Annotated in this window: 21 protein-coding genes and 1 pseudogene; 10 read left to right on the top strand and 12 right to left on the bottom strand. The window is 61.4% G+C overall.

The features are described from left to right. Positions 1–104 precede the first annotated feature (104 nt). The 3 genes and pseudogenes from ACXR0M_RS20810 to ACXR0M_RS20820 all read right to left on the bottom strand — a co-directional run bounded on the left by ACXR0M_RS20810 (position 105) and on the right by ACXR0M_RS20820 (position 3806). Positions 105–1247 (bottom strand): annotated as a pseudogene (locus ACXR0M_RS20810) (IS481 family transposase). Positions 1248–1359: 112 nt separating this feature from the next. Then, positions 1360–2607 carry a TIGR03862 family flavoprotein gene (locus ACXR0M_RS20815; RefSeq protein ID WP_458833644.1) on the bottom strand — a complete coding sequence of 416 codons (1248 nt, stop codon included), beginning with the start codon at positions 2605–2607 and terminating at the stop codon, positions 1360–1362. 278 nt (positions 2608–2885) lie between these two features. Beyond that, a complete protein-coding gene (locus ACXR0M_RS20820; protein WP_458833645.1) occupies positions 2886–3806 on the bottom strand; it encodes a histone deacetylase family protein in 921 nt (306 codons plus the stop codon). 95 nt (positions 3807–3901) lie between these two features. Here ACXR0M_RS20820 and ACXR0M_RS20825 point away from each other — a divergent pair, with 95 nt between their 5' ends. From ACXR0M_RS20825 to ACXR0M_RS20835, 3 genes are all read left to right on the top strand, one after another. Next, positions 3902–4471, top strand: coding sequence for a GNAT family N-acetyltransferase (locus ACXR0M_RS20825; protein WP_458833646.1), 570 nt, complete (start codon positions 3902–3904; stop codon positions 4469–4471). Between the two features lie 105 nt (positions 4472–4576). Next, positions 4577–5446: an acyl-CoA thioesterase II gene (gene tesB, locus ACXR0M_RS20830; RefSeq protein WP_458833647.1), complete on the top strand. Its 870-nt coding sequence runs from the start codon at positions 4577–4579 to the stop codon at positions 5444–5446. After that, positions 5443–6036: an HAD family hydrolase gene (locus ACXR0M_RS20835; RefSeq protein WP_458833648.1), complete on the top strand. Its 594-nt coding sequence runs from the start codon at positions 5443–5445 to the stop codon at positions 6034–6036. Before tesB ends, ACXR0M_RS20835 begins: the two co-directional genes overlap by 4 nt. Positions 6037–6152: 116 nt before the next feature. On the opposite strand, the gene ACXR0M_RS20840 is transcribed toward ACXR0M_RS20835, so the two are convergent. Continuing rightward, a complete protein-coding gene (locus ACXR0M_RS20840) occupies positions 6153–7106 on the bottom strand; it encodes an alpha/beta fold hydrolase (RefSeq protein WP_458833649.1) in 954 nt (317 codons plus the stop codon). Beyond that, entirely contained in the window at positions 7107–7997 is an 891-nt protein-coding gene (gene ypfJ / locus ACXR0M_RS20845; protein ID WP_458833650.1) for a KPN_02809 family neutral zinc metallopeptidase, read from the bottom strand. Between the two features lie 355 nt (positions 7998–8352). On the opposite strand from ypfJ, the gene ACXR0M_RS20850 reads away from it, so the two are divergent. Then, positions 8353–9231 (top strand): DMT family transporter, encoded by an 879-nt coding sequence (locus ACXR0M_RS20850; protein WP_458833651.1) that lies wholly within the window; start codon positions 8353–8355, stop codon positions 9229–9231. 123 nt (positions 9232–9354) lie between these two features. Here ACXR0M_RS20850 and ACXR0M_RS20855 read toward each other — a convergent pair whose 3' ends face one another. After that, positions 9355–10692: an MFS transporter gene (locus ACXR0M_RS20855; RefSeq protein ID WP_458833652.1), complete on the bottom strand. Its 1338-nt coding sequence runs from the start codon at positions 10690–10692 to the stop codon at positions 9355–9357. A 340-nt stretch (positions 10693–11032) separates the two neighbouring features. Between ACXR0M_RS20855 and quiC the strand changes: the two genes are divergently transcribed. Both quiC and ACXR0M_RS20865 read left to right on the top strand, forming a co-directional pair. Continuing rightward, the gene (quiC, locus tag ACXR0M_RS20860) at positions 11033–12934 is read left to right on the top strand and encodes a 3-dehydroshikimate dehydratase QuiC (protein WP_458833653.1); all 1902 of its coding nucleotides are present in this window, start codon (positions 11033–11035) and stop codon (positions 12932–12934) included. A 102-nt stretch (positions 12935–13036) separates the two neighbouring features. Then, positions 13037–13714, top strand: coding sequence for a TetR/AcrR family transcriptional regulator (locus ACXR0M_RS20865; RefSeq protein ID WP_458833654.1), 678 nt, complete (start codon positions 13037–13039; stop codon positions 13712–13714). A 110-nt stretch (positions 13715–13824) separates the two neighbouring features. Here ACXR0M_RS20865 and ACXR0M_RS20870 read toward each other — a convergent pair whose 3' ends face one another. The 4 genes from ACXR0M_RS20870 to ACXR0M_RS20885 all read right to left on the bottom strand — a co-directional run bounded on the left by ACXR0M_RS20870 (position 13825) and on the right by ACXR0M_RS20885 (position 17693). Beyond that, on the bottom strand, positions 13825–14679 hold the full coding sequence (locus ACXR0M_RS20870; protein ID WP_458833655.1) for a shikimate dehydrogenase: 855 nt from the start codon (positions 14677–14679) through the stop codon (positions 13825–13827). Continuing rightward, positions 14676–15125, bottom strand: a complete 450-nt coding sequence (aroQ, locus tag ACXR0M_RS20875; RefSeq protein ID WP_458833656.1) for a type II 3-dehydroquinate dehydratase — start codon at positions 15123–15125, stop codon at positions 14676–14678. The genes ACXR0M_RS20870 and aroQ overlap by 4 nt, the downstream gene beginning before the upstream one ends. A 196-nt stretch (positions 15126–15321) precedes the next feature. Continuing rightward, positions 15322–16401: a tRNA (uridine(54)-C5)-methyltransferase TrmA gene (gene trmA / locus ACXR0M_RS20880; RefSeq protein WP_458833657.1), complete on the bottom strand. Its 1080-nt coding sequence runs from the start codon at positions 16399–16401 to the stop codon at positions 15322–15324. Further along, entirely contained in the window at positions 16398–17693 is a 1296-nt protein-coding gene (locus ACXR0M_RS20885) for an NCS2 family permease (RefSeq protein ID WP_458833658.1), read from the bottom strand. Before ACXR0M_RS20885 ends, trmA begins: the two co-directional genes overlap by 4 nt. A 222-nt stretch (positions 17694–17915) precedes the next feature. Here ACXR0M_RS20885 and ACXR0M_RS20890 point away from each other — a divergent pair, with 222 nt between their 5' ends. Next, positions 17916–18365, top strand: coding sequence for a DUF4879 domain-containing protein (locus tag ACXR0M_RS20890; RefSeq protein WP_458833659.1), 450 nt, complete (start codon positions 17916–17918; stop codon positions 18363–18365). 67 nt (positions 18366–18432) lie between these two features. Continuing rightward, positions 18433–18984, top strand: coding sequence for a DJ-1 family glyoxalase III (locus tag ACXR0M_RS20895; protein WP_458833660.1), 552 nt, complete (start codon positions 18433–18435; stop codon positions 18982–18984). Positions 18985–18989: 5 nt separating this feature from the next. On the opposite strand, the gene ACXR0M_RS20900 is transcribed toward ACXR0M_RS20895, so the two are convergent. After that, positions 18990–19271 carry a HigA family addiction module antitoxin gene (locus ACXR0M_RS20900; RefSeq protein ID WP_458833661.1) on the bottom strand — a complete coding sequence of 94 codons (282 nt, stop codon included), beginning with the start codon at positions 19269–19271 and terminating at the stop codon, positions 18990–18992. A 111-nt stretch (positions 19272–19382) separates the two neighbouring features. Next, positions 19383–20621 (bottom strand): MFS transporter, encoded by a 1239-nt coding sequence (locus ACXR0M_RS20905; protein ID WP_458833662.1) that lies wholly within the window; start codon positions 20619–20621, stop codon positions 19383–19385. A 542-nt stretch (positions 20622–21163) separates the two neighbouring features. Between ACXR0M_RS20905 and ACXR0M_RS20910 the strand changes: the two genes are divergently transcribed. Then, the gene (locus ACXR0M_RS20910; RefSeq protein WP_458833663.1) at positions 21164–22609 is read left to right on the top strand and encodes a cytochrome ubiquinol oxidase subunit I; all 1446 of its coding nucleotides are present in this window, start codon (positions 21164–21166) and stop codon (positions 22607–22609) included. A 3-nt stretch (positions 22610–22612) separates the two neighbouring features. Then, entirely contained in the window at positions 22613–23620 is a 1008-nt protein-coding gene (gene cydB, locus ACXR0M_RS20915) for a cytochrome d ubiquinol oxidase subunit II (protein ID WP_458833664.1), read from the top strand. Positions 23621–23646: the final 26 nt, after the last annotated feature.

A 23646-nucleotide genomic window follows, 5' to 3' on the forward strand; every position in this document is an offset into this window, starting at 1 on the left:
AGGTCGACGGATGACGCCAGACGCCTCGGTCAGCTCCCTCTCCCTCTGGGAGTGTATGTACCGGAGACATGGTGGACACATGTTCGGAGACATGGTGGACGGTTTTAGATCTTCTTACCTGCCGTCACGATCTGCAAGTTCAAGTCGATTCGGGCGATACGATGTCTACTCCAGTAGACATCGTGGATGCCGTCCTCCGTCGTTTCCCGGATAGCTACTTATCTTCCGTAAAAAGCCTTTCCGACCGTGTATTCACGATTCCCCCAGTAAATCTCGCCTTTCACCTGAACCTTTCTGACCACATCACCCTCGTCGTACTCCGGGGCCGCAGGTTGCTCCTGATATTCCCGTGGGCTGCTGCTGTAGCGAGTAGCAGGCACCTGCATGTCCAACGCTTGATGTGGACGCTTCTGGTTGTAGATATCACGCCAGATATCAAACGCCCGTTGCGCGTCGTTGAGATCGATAAAGTGCCGGTCTCGCAGGACTTCATTTTTCAGGCTGCGGTGGAAGCGTTCCAGCTTTCCTTGGGTTTGCGGATGATAAGGACGAGAGTGGCCGACCTTGATGCCTTGGCTCATCAGCCAGACCTCCAGTGCGGTATAAACGCCTGTCTCATCACCCCAAGGCGAACCGTTGTCCATCGTCATGCGTAAAGGCAGGCCGAAGCGCCGAAAGGACCGGATTAGGTGCTCCTGAACGGTTTGGCGGCGCTCATTGATGCATGCCGCGATGCACAGCGAAAACCGTGAATGATCGTCCAATATCGTCAACGGATGGCAACGCCCCTGAGCCAGGCTGATATGCCCCTTGAAGTCCATCTGCCAAAGAGCGTTGGGCGCTTCATGCTCGAACCGGATAAACGGTTTGATCTCAGCGGCCTTTGGATCAACGCGCGAATGACGCTGTAAAACCGCATGCACGGTACTGACTGAAGGCATCACTTTGCCGTCGTCTTCCAACACACGCTTGAGCTTGCGAGCGCCCCAAGCGGCGTACTCCTGACTCACAGTCAGAATCTGATGCTCAACCTCGCCAGCGCAGCGTTTGGGTGATGTCTTTGGTCGTCGAGACTGATTGATCAATCCCTCTGCACCTGAGGTTTCAAACCTCTTGAGCCATTTGTAGGCAGTGCTTGGGCTGATATTGAATCGGCGGCAAAGCTGCCGAATATTGGCCCCTTCCTGCCGAGCCAAAAGCACGAATTCTGTACGAAGCTGCACGGTGGACACCTCTTCCCAAGACACAGGCCATCTCCTTCGTGATGAGCAATGTGTCTATTAAAAAGTGTCCACCATGTCTCCGAACACCTGTCCACCATGTGTCCGGTACATACAGGGAGAGGGGTGGGGTGAGGGTTCAGGCAGACGCCTCGGACTTGAGCCACTGCAAGACGCCCAACCCCGCCGCCCGCCCGCTGGCAAAACACCCGGTCAGCAGATAGCCGCCCGTCGGCGCTTCCCAATCCAGCATTTCCCCCGCGCAGAACACCCCCGGCAACGCCTTGAGCATCAAGCGCTCATCCATCGCTTCGAACGTCACGCCACCAGCGCTGCTGATCGCTTCGTCCAGCGGACGGGTTTTCACCAACGTCAGTGGCAATGCCTTGATCGCCCGGGCCAACGCCGCTGGATCGGCAAAGGCCGCGGCATCCGTCAGTTCGCGCAACAACGCGGCTTTTACACCATCAATCCCGACCTGACTGTGCAGATGCTTGGCCATCGAACGCGAACCACGCGGCTTGCTCAACGCGGCCTGCACTTTATCCACAGGCCGGCCGGGCAGCAGATCGATGTGCACTGTGGCTGAGCCATGCGCGTTGATCGCCTCACGAATCGGCGCCGACAGCGCGTAGATCAGGCTGCCTTCAACCCCGGTGGCGGTGATCACGCATTCACCCAAACGCGGGATGTTATCGCTCAGGCCGATGGCGACATTTTTCAGCGGGGCGCCGGCGAATTTGCTGACAAGCAATTCGCTCCAGGCCTGCACTTCGAAGCCGCAATTGCTCGGCTGCAGCGGCGCCAGTCCCACGCCTTTTTGCTCCAGTGGCAGCATCCACGCACCATCGGAACCCAGACGCGACCAACTGCCGCCGCCGAGGGCGAGCAGGGTGGCGTCGGGGCTGACGCTGATTTCGCCGTCCGGGCTGGCGATGCGCAGTGCGCCGTGTTGATCCCAGCCGAGCCAGCGATGGCGGGTGTGGATAACCACGCCGCTGTCACGCAGGCGCTTGAGCCAGGCGCGCAGCAATGGCGCGGCTTTCATGTCGGTGGGGAACACCCGGCCGGAGCTGCCGATAAAGGTTTCGATGCCCAGATCATGAATCCAGCGGCACAAGGCGTCGGCGTCGAAGGCGCGCAGCAACGGCGCGATCTGCGGTGCACGTTCGGCGTAGCGCGCGAGGAACGCCGGGTAGGCTTCGGAATGGGTAATGTTCATGCCGCCGACCCCGGCCAGCAGGAACTTGCGCCCCACTGAAGGCATGCCGTCGTACAGATCGACACGCACGCCGGCCTGGCTCAGCACTTCGGCGGCCATCAGGCCGGCGGGGCCGCCGCCGATAATGGCGACGTGAGCGGGGGAAGGGGCGGAAGTCTGGGTCATGGCTGCGCTGCGGTATGGCGGAATAAGGCGCGCATTCTAACAGCCGGGATCCCTGTAGGAGCTGCCGCAGGCTGCGATCTTTTGATCTTGAATCTGGGAAAACAAGATCAAAAGATCGCAGCCTTCGGCAGCTCCTACAAAGGAAGCAAGAGCGGACTTCGGAATCTGGTTGAAAATTGATCAGCGCGCTACAGGCCATAGTCAGTATGGCCTGTAGTCCCTTTCGCTCAGGTTATCCACAGGCCGTTCCACAGCGATTGTGGGTAACGCAGCACAGCTTAATGACAGCCGTGTGACGTCCAGACCCGTTGCGCGCTGTGATGCAGGATGCCGTGGCGGCGGGCGAGGGCGTGGCGGTCCTTGCTGTAGCCGCCGCCAATCACGCCCATCACTGGAATATCGCGGCCCAGGCAATGGCGCATCACGCTTTCATCGCGGGCGGCGACGCCTTCGTCGGTCAGTTGCAGATAACCGAGGGCGTCGTCCTTGTGCACGTCGACCCCGGCGTCGTACAGCACCAGGTCCGGTTGATACAGCGGCAGCAGGTAGTTGAGCGTGTCTTCCACCACCTTCAGGTAATCGGCGTCGCCCATGCCTTTGGGCAACGGAATGTCCCAATCACTTTCAGCTTTGCGTGCAGGAAAGTTCTTCTCGCAGTGCAGGGAAACGGTAATCGCCTCCGGCGTGTCATGCAGAATTCGCGCAGTGCCGTCGCCCTGATGCACGTCGCAATCGAAGATCAATATCCGATTCACCCGGCCACTTTGCAGCAGGTAATGGCTGATGATCGCCAGGTCATTGAAGATGCAGAACCCGGCCGGGTAATCGTAGTGGGCGTGGTGGGTGCCGCCGGCCAAATGGCAGGCCAGACCGTGCTCCAGGGCTTTCTCCGCTGCCAGAATCGAGCCGCCGACCGCCCGCACGGTGCGTCGGGCCAGCGCTTCGTTCCACGGCAGGCCGAGGCGCCGCTGGTCTTCGCGGGACAACTCGCCGCTCATGTAACGTTCGATATAACCACAGTCATGGGCCAGGGCGAGGATGTCGTTGGGACAGATCGGCGGGCGCAGCAGGTCGGCGTCGCGGGTCAGGCCGCTGTCGACCAGGTGATCGCGCAGCAGACGGAACTTGTCCATCGGGAAGCGGTGCTCCGGCGCAAATTCGGGGCTGTAGTCTTCGTGATAGATCAGCGGCAAGGGCATGGCAATTTCGTATGGCTGTTGAAGAGAGGGAACGCAGGAAAGCGTGAACGATCCTACCAGCGATGTAGACTTGCGGCATGGAAATGGAGGGCACGATGGAGCCGATACTGCAACTCGAAAGCGCACGCCTGCTGTTGCGTCAGTGGAGCGATGAAGATTTGCCGGCATTTGCCGCGATGTGCGCCGATCCGCAGGTGATGCGCTACTTTCCACAAGCGCTGAGCAGGCTGGAAAGCGCATCGATGATCGGCCGCGTGCGCGGGCATTTTGCCGAACACGGATTCGGTCTATGGGCGCTGGAGCGCAAGGATACCGGCGAATTCATCGGTTTTACCGGGCTTGGCGTGGTTGGCTTCGATGCGCCGTTTACTCCGGCAGTGGAGATCGGCTGGCGTCTGGCCAAAGAGCATTGGGGCCTGGGTTACGCCAGTGAGGCGGCATGGACGGCGCTGCGCGCCGGTTTCGATCGGTTGGCGCTAGAGGAAATCGTGTCCTTCACCGCGCAAAGCAATCTGCCGTCGGAGAAGGTCATGCAGGCGATTGGCATGCATCACGATCCGGCCGATGATTTCGATCACCCCAAGCTTGCCGCCGATCACCCGTTACGCAGGCACGTGCTGTATCGCATCACCCGGGAGCAATGGCTGCAGACCTTGCATGGCTAAGCCGACACGGACGTTTACAATGGCGCGACAATGGCTCGCGCCAGAACCAGAATGGGCCGCCGCAGCCAAGACTGCGCGGCATAGCGTTGTGTGAGGAGAGTCTGAATGAGCCAAGTGTTGGAAGATCTGGTCGATTTGCTGACCCTGGAACCGATCGAGGAAAACCTGTTCCGTGGCCGCAGCCAGGACCTGGGTTTCCGTCAGTTGTTTGGTGGTCAGGTGCTCGGCCAGTCGCTGTCGGCGGCCAGTCAGACGGTTGAAGAAACGCGCCATGTGCATTCGATGCACGGCTATTTCCTGCGTCCGGGCGACGCCAAGTTGCCGGTGGTGTATTCGGTGGATCGTGTGCGTGACGGCGGCAGCTTCAGCACCCGGCGGGTCACGGCGATCCAGAAGGGACACCCGATCTTTACTTGCAGCGCATCGTTCCAGTACGACGAGGCAGGTTTCGAGCACCAGAGCCAGATGCCAATGGTGGTCGGCCCGGAAAACCTGCCGTCGGAGCTGGAATTAACCCAGCAGCGCGCACACCTGATCCCCGAGCACATGCGCGAAAAACTGCTGTGCCCGAAACCGATCGAAGTGCGCCCGGTCACCGAAAAAGACCCGTACAACCCGCAACCGGCGGATCCGATCAAATACGTGTGGTTCCGTGCCGACGGTGCGTTGGCCGACATTCCGGCATTGCATAAATACCTGCTGGCCTACGCCTCGGACTTCGGTCTGCTGACCACCTCGATGCTGCCCCACGGCAAGTCGGTCTGGCAGAAGGACATGCAGGTCGCCAGCCTCGATCACGCGTTGTGGTTCCACAACGATCTGCGTGCCGACGACTGGCTGCTTTACGCGATGGACAGCCCGTGGGCCGGCAATTCCCGCGGTTTCTCTCGGGGCAGCGTGTACAACCGCGCCGGGCAACTGGTGGCCTCGGTCACTCAGGAAGGCTTGATCCGGCACCGCAAGGACTGGGCATGAGCCTGAGTGAGGTGAAGCATTGGGTGTTCGACATGGACGGCACCCTGACCGTCGCCGTGCATGATTTTGCCGCGATCCGCGTGGCCCTGGCGATTCCGCCCGAGGACGACATCCTCACTCACCTCGCGGCGTTGCCCGCCGATGAAGCGGCCGCCAAACATGCGTGGTTGCTCGAACATGAGCGTGATCTGGCGCTGGGTTCCAAACCGGCGGTGGGGGCGGTGGAGCTGGTGCGCGATCTGCATGGGCGCGGCTATCGCCTCGGCATCCTGACCCGCAATGCGCGGGAGCTGGCGCATGTGACGCTTGAAGCGATTGGCCTGGCCGACCGCTTCGCCGTGGACGATGTGCTGGGCCGCGACGAAGCACCGCCCAAGCCGCATCCCGGCGGTCTGCTGAAACTGGCCGAGGCCTGGCAGGTGCCGGCCAGCGAGATGGTGATGGTCGGTGATTACCGCTTCGATCTGGATTGCGGACGCGCGGCCGGGGCGCGCACGGTGCTGGTGAATCTGCCGGATAATCCGTGGCCGGAGCTGACGGATTGGCATGCGCGGGATTGTGTCGAGTTGCGGCGGATGCTGTCGGCCTGAGGCCTCTCGTCGTCTGTCAGACCGCCTTCGCGAGCAAGCCCGCTCCCACAAGGGAATTCATTTCAATTGTGGGAGCGGGCTTGCTCGCGAATGGGCCATAACTGTCACCGCAAGGTTTACTGATCGAACAACGCTTTCTGCCCCTCCGGTGACGTCAGCATCCCGTCACCGTTATGCCCGACTCCGGGCACTTCAACCAGCCGCTGATTGACCCCTTCCGGATGCCGGCGCAGCAGGTAACTGAAAAACGCCTTGCCGCGCTCCAGGCGATACGCGCCCTGGGCCTCGGCGGCGCAGCTCTTGTCCAGCGCCGGATGCTGCGGGTCGATGTCCTGCTGGCCGAGCAGATAGATCACCTCGCGCTTGATGTAACTGCTTTCAAGCTGCAACGGCGTCTGCCCGCCGGCGTAGACCGGCATGTCGCTCAGACCATACTTCCAGCGATTGAAACCTGCGCACTGCGCATGATCGAACGCCACTGGCCGTTGTTCGTTGAAGTACGCATAGGACGACGGGTTGGCCACCACGTAGCGCAGACGAATGCCGTTGGTTTTCAATGCCGGCTGATCCTTGGCCAGCAGGGCATAGCGCTGCACCACCTGACCGCCGCCGGAATGGCCGAAAATCACGATCTGCTTCACGTCGGGAAACTGCTTGCGGTCGCTGACCCGGGCGACGATTTCATCCAGCGCGGCGTAAGAGCTCAGCGGATTTGGCCCTGTGGATAAACCACCACCCATCCACTCGTTGCCTTTCCAGCGCAGCAGGGTGTTGGGCAGGGAGTACAGGGCGACGTCGCTTTCGTTGAGAAACTGCGGGGCGATCACCAGGGTGTGCGCGGTTTGCCCGGCCAGTTCGGCGGCGCGCTCGGCGCTTTTGCGATAGGTTTCGGCGTTGCGCAGGCGACCGTGGATGATGATCAGCACCCGCTCGATCTTCTCCGGCGCCGGGCTGATGCCGACGGCCATTTCCCCGGCCTTCAATTGCAGGCGGCCGGGACTGATCGCATCGACCCCGGCGGCCTGGGCACTGCCGCCGATGATCAGTAAAGCCAAAAGCCATTTGCGCATTTACAGGTTTTTCGCGGCAAAGGTATCGCACTGGCCGACCTGGCCCTGGGCGAATCCGGTTTTGAACCAGCGCACTCGTTGCGCCGACGTACCATGGGTAAACGAGTCCGGGACCACGCGGCCCTGACCCTGTTGCTGCAGGCGATCATCACCGATGGCGTTGGCCGCGTTCAAGGCTTCTTCGACGTCACCGGGTTCCAGCCAGTTCAGGCGCTTCTGCGCATGGTAGGCCCAGACGCCGGCCAGACAGTCGGCCTGCAATTCCTGACGCACCAGCAAACCGCCGTCGCCCTGCATCTGCCGCCCTTGCTGGCGCGCCGTCTGGATTTTTGCCGAGACGCCGAGCAGCGTCTGCACATGGTGACCGACTTCGTGCGCGATCACGTAGGCTTGAGCGAAGTCGCCAGCGGCCTTGAAGCGCTGGGCCATTTCCTGGAAGAACGCCATGTCCAGATAGACTTTCTGATCCGCCGGGCAATAGAACGGTCCGGTGGCCGAACTCGCCAGGCCGCAGGCGGAATTCACCCGGCCGCTGAACAGCACCAGGGTCGGGTCCTTATATTGGCGCCCGGCCTGCTGGAAGATCGCGCCCCAAGTGTCCTCGGTATCGCCGAGGATCGAGCGGACGAATTCGGCCTGTTGGTCATTGGCCGGTGGCGCCTGCCGGGTTTGTGTGCTGGCCGGCGCCGATTGCTCGCTCATCTGCCCGGTGAGCTGGCCGAGGATTTGCAACGGATCCTGCCCGGTGATCCAGCCGATGCCGACGATCAGCAGGATCGCCCCGAGGCTCAAGCCCTTGCCGCCACCGAAACGCATGCCGCCGCCACCGCCGGTATCATCGCCACGGGCATCGACGACGTTGTCACTGCGTCGGCCTTTTTTCCATAGCATGGGGAAATCCTCTTTCTATACGGTGAAGGTTGCGTGCTGATGAGTGTTGCTGGTGCGTGGAAGCGGCGCCAGTCCGGTCGTCAGACCATCGTCCGCGACGACGGTTCTGCCCGGTATCCGCAGGCGTCTCCAAGGTTACCGCGTCGCGGCGCGGAAAGTGGATGTGAATGTGCTGAGAACCCGTCGGCTGCCGACAAAGATGAAAATGGCTTTTTTCGCTATTAACCTGTCGAAGGTAGCGATCCCGCTATGGCATGGGCGATGCCGTGCGCTATTCGCCCACTATTTGGTTTGTTGTCTGTGAGAGTCTGACGCCTGGCTCTAGATTGTTGCGCAGTGTCTACAAGGAGAACTCATGACCGTCAGCACCCCGTTATCCGGCGTCAACCAACCCTTCAAGGGGATCCTGCTGATTGTCGTGGCGACTTTCCTGTTTTCCAGCCACGACGCCCTGTCGAAATACCTGTCCGGTTTCTACCCGATCATCATGGTGGTCTGGGCGCGCTATCTGGTGCATACCTTGCTGATGGCGGGGATTTTCCTGCCGCAATCGGGGCTGCGGGTGCTGCGTACCAAACGGCCGTTATGGCAGCTGGCGCGGGCGCTGTGCCTGCTCGGCACCAGTCTGTTTTTCACCACGGCGCTGCTGTATATCCCGCTGGCCGAGGCCACCGCGGTCAACTTTCTTGCGCCGGTGCTGGTCACGGCGTTGTCGGTGCCGTTGCTCAAGGAACGGGTGACGCGCGGCCAATGGATTGCGGTGATCTGCGGCTTTATCGGGGTGCTGATCATCGTCCACCCGGGCGGCGAATTGTTCACCCCGGCGGTGCTGCTGCCGTTCTGTTCGGCGCTGTTTTTCTGCTTCTATCAACTGCTCACGCGCAAGCTCAGTGAGTACGACAGCCCGACCACCAGCAACTTTTTTGCCGGCCTGTGCAATACGCTGGTGATGAGTGCGCTGGTGCCGTTCTTCTGGCAAGTGCCGAGCTTCGGACATGGGCTGTTGATGCTGGCGCTGGGCAGTTGCGGGATGACCGCGCACCTGTTTCTGACCCAGGCTTTCCGTCACGCCGCGCCGGCGTTGCTGGCGCCGTTCGGCTATTGCCAGATCGTGTTTGCCGGGTTGCTGGGCTGGCTGGTGTTCAATCACACGCCGACGCTGCTGACGGTGATCGGCATCGCGGTGATCTGTTGCAGCGGCCTGGCGGCGGCGTGGCAGCAAAGCCGCCGTTGAGAGAGGTACATAACCCTGTGGGAGCGGGCTTGCTCGCGAAGGCGGTGTTTCAGTCGCCATCTTCAGTGACTGACTGAACGCTTCGCGAGCAAGCCCGCTCCCACAGGGGGAGTGGGGGGCGGATTACTCAGTGATGTCAGGAATCTTGCGCGGGGCCATGAAGTACATCCAGGTCAGCGCCAGGAAGTACATCGCCGGAATCAGCGTGAACAGCACGGTGTAGTTGTTGTTGGTGACGGTCAGGATGTGGCCGACGATCTGGGTCATGAACATCCCGCCGATCGCTGCGCACATGCCGCCGAAGCCGAACACCGTACTCATCATGTGCTTGGGCGTGTAGTCCATCACCAGGCTCCAGATGTTTGCGGTCCAGGCCTGATGCGCGCCGATCGCGAGGGAGATGGCCGCCACCGCGACCCACAGATTGCTCGAGCCGGCCGCCATGATCACGCCGATGATGCAGCAGGCGAACAGCAACATCGACAGCAGCCGCGCCTTGATCGGGTTCATGCCGCGACCGATCAGGAACGAAGACAGAATGCCGCCGCCGACACTGCCGAAATCCGCAGTGACGTAAATGATGATCAGCGGGATGCCCATCTGGGTCACGTTGATGCCCAGGTTGTATTGCTGATTGAGAAACGGCGGCAGCCAGTACAGGTAGAACCAGAACACCGGCGCGGTCAGCGCATAGGCAAGGGCGAACGCCCAGGTGCCACGCATGCGCAGGATGCGCGAGAACGGCACGCCGGCCTGTTCCGGTTCGAGTTCTTGCTGGATGTAGTCCAGTTCCGACTGTTTGACGCTCGGATGGTCTTCCGGGTTGAAGTACTTCAGGCCCCAGAACAGCAACCAGACCCCGCCCAGCGCCGACATGCACAGGAACGCCGCCTGCCAGCCCCACACATGCAGGACCAGCGGCAGCAGCATCGGGGTGAACATGGCGCCGACGTTGGTCCCGGCGTTGAAGATGCCGGTAGCCACCGCTCGTTCACCGGCCGGGAACCACAGGCGCGTGGTTTTCACGCAGGCCGGGTAGTTGGCGGCTTCGGTCAGGCCGAGGATGAAGCGGCAGACCATGAAGCCGACGGCCGATGTCGCCAGACCGTGGGCGCCGGTGGCCAGGCTCCAGAGCAGCACGGCGCAGAAGAACACGCGCTTGACGCCGACGCGGTCGATCAAGCGTCCCTGGAGGACGAAGCCGATGGCGTAGCCGACCTGAAACCAGAAGTTGATGTTGGCGTAGTCCATCGCCGTCCAGCTCATTTCCTTGGCGAGGATCGGCTGCATGACGCCGAGGGCGGCGCGGTCGATGTAGTTCAGGGTCGTGGCGAAAAACACCAGCGCCAGCATGCCCCAACGGGTCTTGCCGACGGCCATGGCGCCGCGGATCTTGTCGCCGATGCCACCCGTGGCAGTGCTCATGGCCGGGGCCATGCGGGAAGTCTGTGAAGGAATCATTGTTCCACCCGTTTTTGAATTTGTTATGTGGTGTTGTTTGCAAGGCACTGCGACCGAAGGTTCACTTGCGGACTCAATGTGGCGTCGATGGTGGGCAGTGGACGAAAAATCGTCAATTCGTCGAATCGCCATTGTGTTCGATAATCGCACGCAAAACTAACCGGCTGGTACACTTTAAATTGCTGTGCACCGCCATGCAGCCAATAATTTCCCTCACTACAAAAACATTCTCTGTAGGAGCTGCCGAAGGCTGCGATCTTTGTTTTTCAAGATCAAAAGATCGCAGCCTTCGGCAGCTCCTACCTCAAAGACAAGCGCGGCGAAGTCCGGGAGTAGAAACATGCAGCGTTCCATTGCCACCGTTTCCCTGAGCGGCACCCTGCCGGAAAAGCTCGAAGCCATCGCCGCCGCCGGTTTTGACGGCGTCGAGATCTTTGAAAACGATCTGCTGTATTACGACGGCAGTCCGCGGGAAATCAGGCAGATGTGCGCTGACCTGGGCATCGCGATCACTCTGTTCCAGCCGTTCCGCGATTTCGAAGGCTGCCGGCGTGATCGGCTGGCGCGCAATCTGGAGCGCGCCGAGCGCAAGTTCGACCTGATGCAGGAACTCGGCACCGACCTGGTGCTGGTGTGCAGCAACGCCTCGGCGGACAGCGTCGGCGACCGGCAGATTCTGGTCGATGACCTGCGCTTGCTGGCCGAACGTGCCGGCGCTCGCGGGCTGCGCATCGGCTATGAAGCGCTGGCGTGGGGACGGCACGTCAATACCTATCAACAGGTCTGGGACATCGTGCGTCAGACCGATCATCCGGCGCTCGGCGTGCTGCTCGACAGTTTCCACACCCTGTCGCTCAAGGGCGATCCGGCCGCCATCGCTGATATTCCCGGCGACAAGATCTTCTTCGTGCAAATGGCCGACGCGCCGATCCTCGCCATGGATGTGCTGGAGTGGAGCCGGCATTTCCGCTACTTCCCCGGGCAGGGCGAATTCGATCTGCCGGGGTTCCTCGCGCCAATTATCCAGAGCGGTTACACCGGGCCGTTGTCGCTGGAAATCTTCAATGACGGCTTCCGCGCCGCGCCGCCACGGGCCAATGCCGCCGACGGTCTGCGCTCGCTGTTGTACCTGGAAGAGAAAACCCGTGAGCGTCTGGAACAACGGGTCCCGCCGGTGGCCAACCGCGAAATTCTCTTCGAAACGCCGCAGGCCAGCGAGTACAACGGCATCGAGTTTCTGGAGTTCGCGGTGGACGAAGCGCTCGGCGCGAAACTGACGAACTGGCTGGAGCGCCTCGGTTTCGTCAAGGCCGGGCAGCACCGCTCCAAGAGCGTGAGCCTGCTGCGTCAGGGCGATATCAACCTGATCCTCAACGCCGAACCGTATTCGTTCGGCCACAGCTTTTTCGAGGCCCACGGTCCGTCGCTGTGCGCCACCGCCGTGCGGGTCAAGGACAGCGCCAGTGCTCTGGCCCGTGCGGTCGCATACAAAGGCCAGCCCTATCGCGGACTGGTCGGCCCCAACGAGCTGGAACTGGCCGCCGTGCGCGCCCCGGATGGCAGCCTGATTTATCTGGTGGATGAGGCAGCGGACGTCTATGGCACCGACTTCAATCTGCGGCCAGACGCCGTCGCCGGTGGCGGGCTGAAACGCATCGACCATATGGCCATGGCGCTGCCGGCCGACAGCCTCGACAGTTGGGTGCTGTTCTACAAGAGCCTGCTGGATTTCGAGGCCGACGATGAAGTGGTGCTGCCCGACCCTTACGGTCTGGTGAAGAGCCGCGCGTTGCGCAGTCGCGACAGTTCGATCCGTTTGCCGCTGAACATCTCCGAGAATCGCAACACTGCGATCTCCCATGCGCTGTCGAGTTATCGCGGCTCCGGCGTGCATCACATCGCCTTCGATTGTGATGACATCTTCGCTGAAGTCAGCCGCGCCAAAGAAGCCGGCGTGCCACTGCTGGATATCCCGCTCAACTACTACGACGACCTGGCGGCACGCTTCGATTTCGATGACGAGTTTCTCAGCGAACTGGCCTATTACAACGTCCTGTACGACCGTGATGCCCAGGGCGGCGAGCTGTTTCATGTCTACACCGAACCGTTCGAGGGACGCTTCTTCTTCGAGATCATCCAGCGCAAAAACGGTTATGCCGGTTACGGTGCGGCGAACGTTGCGGTGCGTCTGGCAGCCATGGCCAAGTCGCGCAGCGGCGCGGTGCGCCAGGCGAAGTTGTAGGGAATTCGTAAACGCGGTGTTAAACAGCCGCCGCGTGGCTTCCTTCACTGTGCAGTGCGGCCCATAATCGCCAACCTGTGCAGTGATGGCCGTGAGCCCGCAATGACAATGACTTCAGAACTCCCCGCCGCTCCCGCCCTGCCGGGCATCGAGCCGCGCAAGAGTCGCAAGAACAACCCGGAAAAGACCCGCGAGAACATCCTGCAGGAGGCGATCGTCGAGTTCGTCCAGCAGGGTTTGTCCGGCGCCCGCGTCGACGCGATCGCCGAGCGCATCCACACCTCCAAACGCATGATCTATTACTACTTCGGCAGTAAGGAGCAGTTGTACGTTGAGGTGCTGGAAAAGCTGTACGGCGACATCCGCAGCACCGAAAGCCGCCTGCATCTGGCCGAGCTGCCACCGGTGCAGGCGATCCGTCGGCTGGTTGAGTTCACCTTCGATCACCACGACCGCAACGTCGATTTCGTGCGCATCGTCAGCATCGAAAATATCCACAATGCCGAGTTCGTGAAGCGTTCCGATGCGATCAAGGCGATGAACAACACCATCCTCGATTCGCTGGGCGAGATTTTGCGCCGTGGCGCCGAAGAGGGTGTGTTCCGCGCCGGACTCAATGCGCTGGATGTGCATCTGCTGATCAGTTCGTTCTGCTTCTATCGCGTGTCGAACCGCCACACGATTGGCGAGATCTTCCAGATCGACCTGCCGGACGAAACCACCAAGCAGCGCCATCGCGAGATGATCTGCGAGTCGGTATTGCGTTACCTGCAGCCGTGACGCTGTCCCCTTGTGGGAGCGGGCTTGCTCGCGAAGGCGGTGTGTCAGCCAACCGTTCTATTGATTGACAGTACGCTTTCGCGAGCAAGCTCGCTCCCACAGGGGGGTGTTCAGCCGTTCATGCTTTGAAAATGCGCAAGCATCCGCGGCGCATCCGCCACCACGCCGCTGAACAGTTCAAACGCCTTCACCGCCTGAAACACCGCCATGTTGCCGCCGTCCAGCGTGCGACATCCGAGCGCGCGGGCATCGCGCAGCAGTTCGGTTTCCAGCGGGAAATACACGATCTCCGCGACCCACATTTCCTTGCGCAGCAACTCTGCCGGCACTGGCGTACCCGGCAGCTTGGCCATGCCCATCGGTGTGGTGTTCACCAGCCCGTCGGCCTGACTCAGGTTGCCCGCCAGGTCGCGTCCGGCGACCGCCCGGCCGGCGCCGAAATGCTGGTTGAGATTATTCGCCAGACTCTCGGCGCGCTCGCGGTCGACGTCGAAAATGCTCAGTTGCCCGACACCTTCGCTCAGCAACGCGTGGGCCACCGCCGCCCCGGCGCCGCCCGCCCCCATTTGCACCACGCGCTCACGGGCGACGTCGGGCAAGCCCCGGCGAAAACCTTCGGCAAAACCCAGGCAATCGGTGTTGTGACCGATGCGCTTGCCGTCCTTGAGCACCACCGTGTTGACCGCGCCGATGCCTCGGGCCTCCGGCGACAGTTCGTCGAGCAGCGGGATGATCGCCTGCTTGCACGGAAAGGTGATGTTCAGGCCGGTGTAGTGCATGCGTTCGGCGGCCTGCAGCAGATCGGGCAGGGCGTTGCTGTCCAGTTGCAACTGATCGAGGTCGATCAGCCGATACAGGTAGCGCAGGCCTTGGGCGTCGCCCTCATGTTCATGCAGTGCCGGCGTGCGCGAAGCCTGAATGCCGGCGCCGATCAGACCGGCCAGTATTACCGGTTTGCGAGTCATGCTGCGTGCCCCTTCAACCGTTGACTGAAATGTTCCAGAGCCAGCCGATAACCGTGGCTGCCGAAGCCGCACATCACTGCCGTGGCGATGGCCGAGACGAACGAATGATGGCGGAACGGCTCGCGCGCATGCACGTTGGACAGGTGCACTTCGATCACCGGCAACTCACTGGCGACCAAGGCGTCGCGAATCGCCACCGAGGTGTGCGTCCACGCCGCCGGATTGATCACGATCCCGGCGCAACGGCCGCGTGCCGCATGAATCCAGTCGAGCAACTCGCCTTCGTGATTGGTCTGGCGAAACTCCACCGCCAAGCCGAACTCTTCGGCGGCGCGTCCGCACAGCGCCGAGATATCTGCCAGGGTTTCGTGACCGTAGGTCGCCGGCTCGCGCGTGCCGAGCAGGTTGAGGTTCGGGCCGTTGAGCACCAGAACGATAGGGGGCATCGGGCAAACTCCACTTATTGTTTTTGGCTTTGGCCGGGTGTTCCGACCTGTGGAGGTAAAATGTACCAGATGGTTACCATGGTCAATTGAAGTACTTGAACGTGGAAGCTTTGTGTTCGGTGATCGCACACATCAAAAATGCCAGCCACAAAAAAGCCGTCATCACGACGGCTTTTGTGCATCCGGGAACCGGCAATCAACGCCGGGTCAGCAGCACCCCGGATTCCATGTGATGCGTCCACGGGAACTGGTCGAACAACGCGCAGCGGGTGATGCGGTGCGTGTCGTGCAACTGGGCGATGTTGGCGGCCAGGGTTTCCGGGTTGCAGGAAATGTACAGGATGTTGTCGAAGCGTCGGGTCAGCTCGCAAGTGTCCGGGTCCATGCCGGCACGCGGCGGATCGACGAATACGCTGCCGAACTCGTAGCTCTTGAGGTCGATGCCTTGCAGGCGACGGAACGGGCGCACTTCGTTCAGCGCTTCGGTCAGTTCTTCGGCGGACAGTCGCACCAGCGTGACGTTATCCACAGCGTTTTCGCTGAGGTTGCTCAGTGCGGCATTGACCGAGGTCTTACTGATTTCGGTCGCCAGCACTTTGCGCACACGGGTGGCGAGCGGCAGGGTGAAGTTGCCGTTGCCGCAATACAGCTCCAGCAGGTCGTCAGTGCGATCGCCCAGTGCGTCGTATGCCCAGTTGAGCATCTTCTGGTTCACCGTGCCGTTAGGCTGGGTGAATGCGCCTTCGGGCTGGCGATAGCTGAAGGTACGGCCGCCGACGTCGAGTTTCTCCACCACGTAATCGTGGCCGATGACTTCGCGCTTGCCCTTGGAGCGACCGATGACGCTGACCTTGAGATCAGCGGCCAACTGAGTAGCCGCCGCATGCCAGTGCTCGTCCAGCGGACGGTGATAGCACAGGGTGATCATCGCATCGCCGGCCAGAGTAGTCAGGAACTCCACTTGGAACAGCTTGTGGCTCAGCGCCGAACTGGCCTGCCACGCCGCTTTGAGCTGCGGCATCAGCTGGTTGATGCGCAGGCTGGCGATCGGGAATTCTTCGATCAGGATCGGCGTGCGTTTGTCGTCCTGGGAGAACATTGCGTAGTGCCGCTCGCCGGCCTCGCGCCACAGGCGGAATTCGGCGCGCAGGCGGAAGTTCTGCAGCGGCGAGTCGAACACAGTCGGCTCTGGCGCATCGAACGGGGCGAGCAGGTCACGCAAGCGCGTGACCTTTTCTTCGAGCTGAGTGGCGTAGGCCTGGGAATCGAAAGTCATGCGTTGAACCAACCCAACTTGATCACGAACAGAATCGACAGGATCACCAGCGCCGGGTTCAGCTCACGGGCGCGGCCCGACAGCAGCTTGATCACGGTCCAGGAAATGAAGCCGAAGGCGATGCCGTTGGCGATCGAATAGGTAAACGGCATCGCCAGTGCGGTGACCACCACCGGTGCGGCAACGGTGATGTCTTCCCAGTCGATTTCCGCCAGGCCCGAAGTCATCAGCACGGCGACGAACAGCAGCGCCGGTGCAGTGGCGAAGGCAGGCACGCTGGCAGCCAGTGGCGAGAAGAACAGTGCCAGCAGGAACAGCAGCGCGACAACGATGGCCGTCAGACCGGTGCGGCCGCCCGCACTGACGCCGGCGGCGGATTCAATGTAGCTGGTGGTGGTCGAGGTGCCCAGCAGCGAACCGGCCATGGCCGCGGTGCTGTCAGCGATCAGCGCACGGCCCATTTTCGGCATGTGGCCGTCCTTGCCCATCAGGCCGGCACGCTTGGCGACGCCGATCAGGGTGCCGGAGTTGTCGAACAGGTCGACGAACAGGAAGGCGAAGATCACGCTGACCAGACCGATGTCCAGCGCGCCTTTGATGTCCAGTTGCATGAAAGTCGGGGCCAGCGAAGGCGGCATCGAGGTCACGCCGCCGAACGGGGTGAAGCCCATGGCGATCGACACGATGGTCACCGCCAGAATGCCGATCAGTACCGCGCCGCGTACTTTCAACGCTTCGAGGCCGACGATCAGGGCGAAACCGAGGGTCGCGAGGATCGGCGCCGGCGCTTTCAGGTCACCGAGGCCGACCATGGTCGCCGGGTTGCTGACCACGATGCCGGCGTTGTGCAGGGCGATCAGCGCGAGGAACAGGCCGATACCCGCGGCAATCGCCGAACGCAGCGGCAGCGGGATGCTATTGATGATCCATTCACGAATGCGGAAGATCGACAGCAGGAAGAAACACACCGCCGAAATGAACACCGCGCCCAGCGCCACTTGCCAGGTGTGGCCCATGTGCAGGACCACGGTGTAGGTGAAGAAGGCGTTCAGACCCATGCCCGGTGCGAGGGCGATCGGGTAATTGGCGATCAGGCCCATGATGGTCGAACCGATCGCGGCGGCCAGGCAGGTGGCGACAAACACCGCGCCCTTGTCCATGCCGGTCTCGCCGAGAATGCTCGGGTTGACGAACAGAATGTAGGCCATGGCCAGGAAGGTCGTGACGCCCGCCAGAATCTCGGTACGCACGTTGGTGTTGTGTGCCTTGAGTTGAAACAGCCTTTCCAGCATGTCTGCTCCCCGTGGCGCGCGCGGCGCCGTGAATGTATCGACCTCAACAGCAAAGCACAGACCGTCGCAAGCGCCTGGGAATTTATGGTGGGCCGGAAAAAGCCGCGCATCATACCAGCAGCGTGAGCAAGATGGCGGTTGTTGGTGCCGAACGTCGTCGAAGTTTTGCCACAGCGCCAACTGCGCCATACTGCGCGCTGATTTTATCGGGGTGGGGAATGCATGGGTACGCGCGGGATGAAGGCTTGGGGTTTGATCGCAGCAATGATGACCGTGGCTCCCGCAGCACTGGCCGCCTCGGCGCAGCCGTTGACGCAAGTGAAAGTGATCAAGGTCCAGTCGCCGGCCTGTGGTCTGGAAGACATCGCTGACGGGCAGACCCAGACCCAATGCAATCACGCCGGGCCGAGCATCAAGGTGTACGTTCTGGAAATCGGTTATGGCCAGAATCAGCCACAGGCCACACTCGACGGCTTTGAAGTGAACGGTACGCGGGCGCCGGTGTGTGCCTTCGATAACGGCAACCTGACCGAATGCACACCCGGCCGCAATACCGTAGGCTCGCTGTACACCTTCGATCTGGCGGGCAAGCAGGAAGGCACGTTCAGCTTCAGCAATACCTCGATCAACGCGCCACGCAATACGTTGTCGGCTCAGCTTTACATCAAGTAACGGCTTTCGCTGAACGGGGCCGGGCAAAGCTGACTACGCTTTGAAGACCCTTCAGTGGAAAACGCCCATGACCTTTAGAGCCCTGATTACCCTCGCCGAGGGCATCGATGATCTGCAAAGCGTGACCCTGATCGACGTGCTGCGCCGCGCCGGCATCGAAGTCGTGGCAGCCAGCATCGAAGGCCGGCGCATGCTGACCTGCGCGCGCGGCACGCGTCTGACCGCGGACGGCATGCTGGTCGATGTGCTGGCGCAGACCTTCGACCTGATCGTCCTGCCCGGCGGCGCCATCGGCGCGCAACACCTCGCGGCGCATCAGCCGCTGCAACAACTGCTCAAGGACCAGGCCAGCGCCGGACGCCTGTTCGCCGCCATCGCCGAATCCCCGGCCATCGCCCTGCAAGCCTCAGGTCTATTACGCCAACGACGCATGACCTGCCTGCCGAGTGCCAGCCATCAACTGTCGGGCTGTACGTTTGTTGATCAACCAGTGGTGGTCGATGGCAATTGCATCACCGCGCAAGGCTCAGGCGGCGCACTGGAGTTTGCCCTGACGCTGGTTGAGCAACTGGGCGGCAAGGCGTTGCGGGGCAGGGTGGCGGGGGAGATATCGGGTTGATGGGATCAGGCATGGGCCGCAATAGGCGCAATTGCCGGTTGCTCCCGATGCTCTGCTTGCCACAGATCGTAATCCGTTTGCACGCCTAGCCAGACGCGCGCCTTGCCAATTCCTGCACGCTCAAGGCGTACAGCCAGATCCGGGCTGATCGGCGCATGGCCGTGCAGCACGCGGGAAAGGTGAGGGCGGGCGAAACCGAGGTGTCGGGCCAATTCGGTCACGCTGATGCCAAGCTCGGGCAAGACATCCATCAGCAGTGTTTCACCAGGGTGTGGCGGGTTGTGCATGGGGACCCTGAAGGATTTGATCATGGCTGCGAGTGTAAGGCGATACATTACACTCTGTGCGGTAATTATGTACCGCACCTTTGCGGAAAATTTGTGTTTGTCAGGCTGATTTCAAACCTTCGCCTCTTCCACCGGAACATGCATCCGGTCGCGGTTGGCCAGGGTCGGGAACAGTTTGATCCACGTGCCGGTGACCACCAGGGTGCCGATTCCGCCCATCACCACTGCTGGCACGGTGCCGAACCAGTGGGCGGTGAGGCCGGACTCGAACTCGCCGAGCTGATTCGAAGCGCCGATGAACAGGCCATTGACCGCGCTGACCCGACCGCGCATTTCGTCCGGGGTTTCCAGTTGCACGAAGGAGGCGCGGATCACCATGCTGATCATGTCTGCCGCGCCCAGGACCACCAGCACCGCCAGCGAAAACCAGAACGAAGTCGACAGGCCGAAGGCGATGGTTGCAACGCCGAACACGCCGACTGCGGTGAACATCACCCGACCGACGTTACGCTCAACCGCGAATCGCGCCAGGAACAGCGACATCCCCAACGCGCCGACGGCCGGCGCCGAACGCAGCAGGCCCAGCCCCCACGGACCGGTGAGCAGGATGTCCTTGGCAAACACCGGCAGCAGCGCGGTGGCGCCTCCAAGCAGCACGGCGAACAGGTCCAGCGAGATCGCCCCTAGAATGTCCGGACGGCTGCGAATGAAGCGGATCCCCGCCAGCAATGAATCCAGCGTGGCTTTGCCTTTGTTCAGCGGCGTCTGTCGCGCGGGCAGGTTGAGCATCAAGGTGCAGGCGATGACGTACAGCAGCACCGTCGGGCCGTAGACCCAGACGCTGCCGAACGCATAAAGCAGACCGCCAAGAGCCGGTGCGACGATGGTGGCGGACTGTTGCGCCGATTGCGCGGCAGCGACCGCTCGTGGGAACAGTGCCGTGGGCACGATGCTCGGCAGCAGCGCCTGAGTGGTCGGCATTTCGAAGGAGCGCGCCGCACCGAGCAGGAAGGCGAGGATAAAGATCATTTCCCGGGTGACATGGTCGGTGGCACTGCCAATGGCCAACGCCAGCGCGATCAAAGCCTGCAACGACTGACAGATCGCCGCCACCCGACGTCGGTCATAACGGTCGGCGACATGCCCGGTGTGCAGCATGAACAGCACCCGTGGCGCGAACTCGACCAGACCGACCAGACCCAGGTCGAGCACGTTGCCGGTCAACTGGTACAGGTTCCAGCCGATCGCCACGGTGAGCATCTGAAAGCCGCTGGCCGTGAAGATCCGCGCAAACCAGAACGCGAGAAACGGACGGTGGTGACGTAACAGCAGGGGCTCTTGGCTGGGCATCTGAAGGCAGGTCTGGCTCGGGGGAGAACTGGGAGGTTATCACCTGTCTGTAACAGGAAGTTGCCATGACAAAAAATTTAGTTAGGCAGATACCTATCGTTCCGTTGCATCCCGCATTCCATTGTGGCGAGGGGATTTATCCCCGATCGGCTGCGCAGCAGTCGTAAAAATCAACGGCGCAACCAAAAGGCAGAATGTATCCGGGGGCTGCTTCGCCGCCCATCGGGGATAAATCCCCTCACCACAAGGGATCGAGATGCCTCAGAACCTGTCTTTCAGGCCATTCCCCGATCCTGAGGCAACTTGTCACGCGGCAAACGACCACGCGGTTCTTCGTCGGAAATGGGACTACTCTTTCAACGTTGCTTGATCCAGATCAAGACCCTCCCGGGCCATGCTCTGGTGGCCAGTCGGCCAGACTCCCTGCGTTGCGATGGTTATTAAAAAGAACGAATCAGAATTCGCCGCACTCCATATCGTGGGGGCAGTAGGTGCAAGGGCCACAAGCCCCGACGCCGGTATTACCTGACAGAGGAAGACTTATGTTCGGCTTAGAGGCACTCGATCTCGCCCGAATCCAGTTCGCGTTCACGATCTCGTTCCACATCCTGTTCCCGGCCATCACCATTGGTCTGGCGAGCTACCTGGCGGTGCTCGAAGGCCTGTGGCTGAAGACCCGCAATGACACCTACCGGGATCTCTACCACTTCTGGTCGAAGATATTTGCCGTCAACTTCGGCATGGGCGTGGTGTCCGGGCTGGTCATGGCTTATCAGTTCGGCACCAACTGGAGCCGTTTCTCCGACTTCGCCGGCGCCGTCACCGGGCCGTTGCTGACCTATGAAGTGCTCACGGCATTCTTCCTTGAGGCCGGTTTTCTCGGCGTGATGCTGTTCGGCTGGAACAAGGTCGGGCGTGGCCTGCACTTCTTCTCCACGGTGATGGTGGCGATCGGCACGCTGATCTCGACGTTCTGGATCCTCGCCTCCAACAGCTGGATGCAGACCCCGCAGGGCTTCGAAATCGTCAACGGTCAGGTGATCCCGACCGACTGGCTGGCGATCATTTTCAACCCGTCGTTCCCGTATCGCCTGATGCACATGGCGACAGCGGCGTTCGTCGCCACGGCATTCTTTGTCGGCTCGTCGGCGGCGTGGCACCTGCTGCGTGGCAAAGACAACCCGGCCATTCGCACCATGCTGTCGATGGCGATGTGGATGGCGCTGATCGTCGCGCCGATCCAGGCGGTCATCGGTGACTTCCACGGCCTCAACACCCTTGAGCATCAGCCAGCGAAAATCGCTGCAATCGAAGGCCACTGGGAAAACAAAGGCGACGAAGCGACGCCGCTGATTCTGTTCGGCTGGCCGGACATGAAAGAAGAGCGCACCAAATTCGCCGTAGAAATTCCGTATCTGGGCAGCCTTATCCTGACCCACTCGCTGGACAAGCAAGTGCCGGCGCTCAAGGAATTTCCGCCGCAAGACCGGCCGAATTCGACCATTGTGTTCTGGTCGTTCCGGGTCATGGTCGGCCTCGGTTTCCTGATGATCTTCACCGGGCTGTGGAGCCTGTGGTTGCGCAAGCGTGATTCGCTCTACACCTCCCGGCCGTTCCTGTACCTGGCGTTGTGGATGGGGCCGTCCGGCCTGATCGCGATCCTGGCGGGCTGGTTCACCACTGAAATCGGCCGTCAGCCATGGGTGGTCTACGGGTTGATGCGTACGGCGGATGCCTCGTCCAACCACAGCTTCCTGCAGATGAGCATCACCCTGATCACCTTTGTCGTGGTGTATTTCGCCCTGTTCGGTGCAGGTCTCGGCTACATGATGCGTCTGGTGCGCAAAGGGCCGAAGATCAGCGAAGGCGCCGAGACGCCGGACGGTGGTCCGGGCAAGAAACGCACCCCGGCGCGTCCGTTGTCCGCAGCCGACGATCCGGCCGAGGGCGAGCACGAAGACAACACTCGCTTGACCAAGGAGATTTGACTCATGGGTATTGATCTTCCGCTGATCTGGGCCGTGATCATCATCTTCGGCATCATGATGTACGTGGTCATGGACGGCTTTGACCTGGGTATCGGCATTCTCTTCCCGTTCATCCCGGGCAAAACCGATCGTGACGTGATGATGAACACTGTGGCCCCGGTGTGGGACGGCAACGAAACCTGGCTGGTACTGGGCGGCGCTGCGCTGTTTGGCGCGTTCCCGCTGGCCTATTCGGTGGTGCTCTCGGCGCTATATCTGCCGCTGATCTTCATGTTGATCGGGCTGATTTTCCGCGGTGTGGCGTTCGAGTTCCGCTTCAAGGCCAAGGATCACAAGCGTCATCTTTGGGACAAGGCGTTCATCGGCGGCTCGGTGGCGGCGACCTTCTTTCAGGGCGTGGCGCTCGGGGCGTTCATCGACGGCTTGCCAGTGGTCAATCGGCAATACGCCGGCGGCTCGCTGGACTGGCTGACACCGTTCACCCTGTTCTGCGGCGCCGCGCTGGTGGTGGCCTACGCCCTGCTCGGCTGCACCTGGCTGATCATGAAGACCGAAGGCAAGCTGCAGGAGCAGATGCACAATCTGGCGCGGCCGCTGGCGTTCGTGCTGCTCGCGGTGATCGGCATCGTCAGCCTGTGGACGCCGCTGGCCCATCCGGAAATCGCCACACGCTGGTTCAGCACGCCGAATCTGTTCTGGTTCCTGCCGGTGCCGATTCTGGTGCTGGTCACCCTCTATGGGTTGATCCGCGCCGTGGCGCGCAATGCCAACTACAAGCCGTTCCTGCTGACCCTGGTGCTGATTTTCCTCGGCTACAGCGGTCTGGGCATCAGTCTGTGGCCGAACATCGTGCCGCCGTCGATCTCGATCTGGGACGCCGCCGCACCGCCGCAGAGCCAAGGCTTCATGCTGGTCGGTACGCTGTTCATCATCCCGTTCATCCTGGGCTACACCTTCTGGAGCTACTACGTGTTCCGCGGCAAGGTCACCCATGAAGACGGTTACCACTGACGTGTAGGAGCTACGGCACGCTGCGA

The sequence above is a fragment of the Pseudomonas sp. Eth.TT006 genome, from assembly GCF_054456575.1.

Excerpts from the sequence above, each read along its gene's own strand:
- ACXR0M_RS20815 (WP_458833644.1), bottom strand. The coding sequence starts at position 2,607 with ATGACCCAGACTTCCGCCCCTTCCCCCGCTCACGTCGCCATTATCGGC.
- ACXR0M_RS20820 (WP_458833645.1), bottom strand. The coding sequence starts at position 3,806 with ATGCCCTTGCCGCTGATCTATCACGAAGACTACAGCCCCGAATTTGCG.
- ACXR0M_RS20825 (WP_458833646.1), top strand. The coding sequence starts at position 3,902 with ATGGAGCCGATACTGCAACTCGAAAGCGCACGCCTGCTGTTGCGTCAG.
- tesB (WP_458833647.1), top strand. The coding sequence starts at position 4,577 with ATGAGCCAAGTGTTGGAAGATCTGGTCGATTTGCTGACCCTGGAACCG.
- ACXR0M_RS20835 (WP_458833648.1), top strand. The coding sequence starts at position 5,443 with ATGAGCCTGAGTGAGGTGAAGCATTGGGTGTTCGACATGGACGGCACC.
- ACXR0M_RS20840 (WP_458833649.1), bottom strand. The coding sequence starts at position 7,106 with ATGCGCAAATGGCTTTTGGCTTTACTGATCATCGGCGGCAGTGCCCAG.
- ypfJ (WP_458833650.1), bottom strand. The coding sequence starts at position 7,997 with ATGCTATGGAAAAAAGGCCGACGCAGTGACAACGTCGTCGATGCCCGT.
- ACXR0M_RS20850 (WP_458833651.1), top strand. The coding sequence starts at position 8,353 with ATGACCGTCAGCACCCCGTTATCCGGCGTCAACCAACCCTTCAAGGGG.
- ACXR0M_RS20855 (WP_458833652.1), bottom strand. The coding sequence starts at position 10,692 with ATGATTCCTTCACAGACTTCCCGCATGGCCCCGGCCATGAGCACTGCC.
- quiC (WP_458833653.1), top strand. The coding sequence starts at position 11,033 with ATGCAGCGTTCCATTGCCACCGTTTCCCTGAGCGGCACCCTGCCGGAA.
- ACXR0M_RS20865 (WP_458833654.1), top strand. The coding sequence starts at position 13,037 with ATGACAATGACTTCAGAACTCCCCGCCGCTCCCGCCCTGCCGGGCATC.
- ACXR0M_RS20870 (WP_458833655.1), bottom strand. The coding sequence starts at position 14,679 with ATGACTCGCAAACCGGTAATACTGGCCGGTCTGATCGGCGCCGGCATT.
- aroQ (WP_458833656.1), bottom strand. The coding sequence starts at position 15,125 with ATGCCCCCTATCGTTCTGGTGCTCAACGGCCCGAACCTCAACCTGCTC.
- trmA (WP_458833657.1), bottom strand. The coding sequence starts at position 16,401 with ATGACTTTCGATTCCCAGGCCTACGCCACTCAGCTCGAAGAAAAGGTC.
- ACXR0M_RS20885 (WP_458833658.1), bottom strand. The coding sequence starts at position 17,693 with ATGCTGGAAAGGCTGTTTCAACTCAAGGCACACAACACCAACGTGCGT.
- ACXR0M_RS20890 (WP_458833659.1), top strand. The coding sequence starts at position 17,916 with ATGGGTACGCGCGGGATGAAGGCTTGGGGTTTGATCGCAGCAATGATG.
- ACXR0M_RS20895 (WP_458833660.1), top strand. The coding sequence starts at position 18,433 with ATGACCTTTAGAGCCCTGATTACCCTCGCCGAGGGCATCGATGATCTG.
- ACXR0M_RS20900 (WP_458833661.1), bottom strand. The coding sequence starts at position 19,271 with ATGCACAACCCGCCACACCCTGGTGAAACACTGCTGATGGATGTCTTG.
- ACXR0M_RS20905 (WP_458833662.1), bottom strand. The coding sequence starts at position 20,621 with ATGCCCAGCCAAGAGCCCCTGCTGTTACGTCACCACCGTCCGTTTCTC.
- ACXR0M_RS20910 (WP_458833663.1), top strand. The coding sequence starts at position 21,164 with ATGTTCGGCTTAGAGGCACTCGATCTCGCCCGAATCCAGTTCGCGTTC.
- cydB (WP_458833664.1), top strand. The coding sequence starts at position 22,613 with ATGGGTATTGATCTTCCGCTGATCTGGGCCGTGATCATCATCTTCGGC.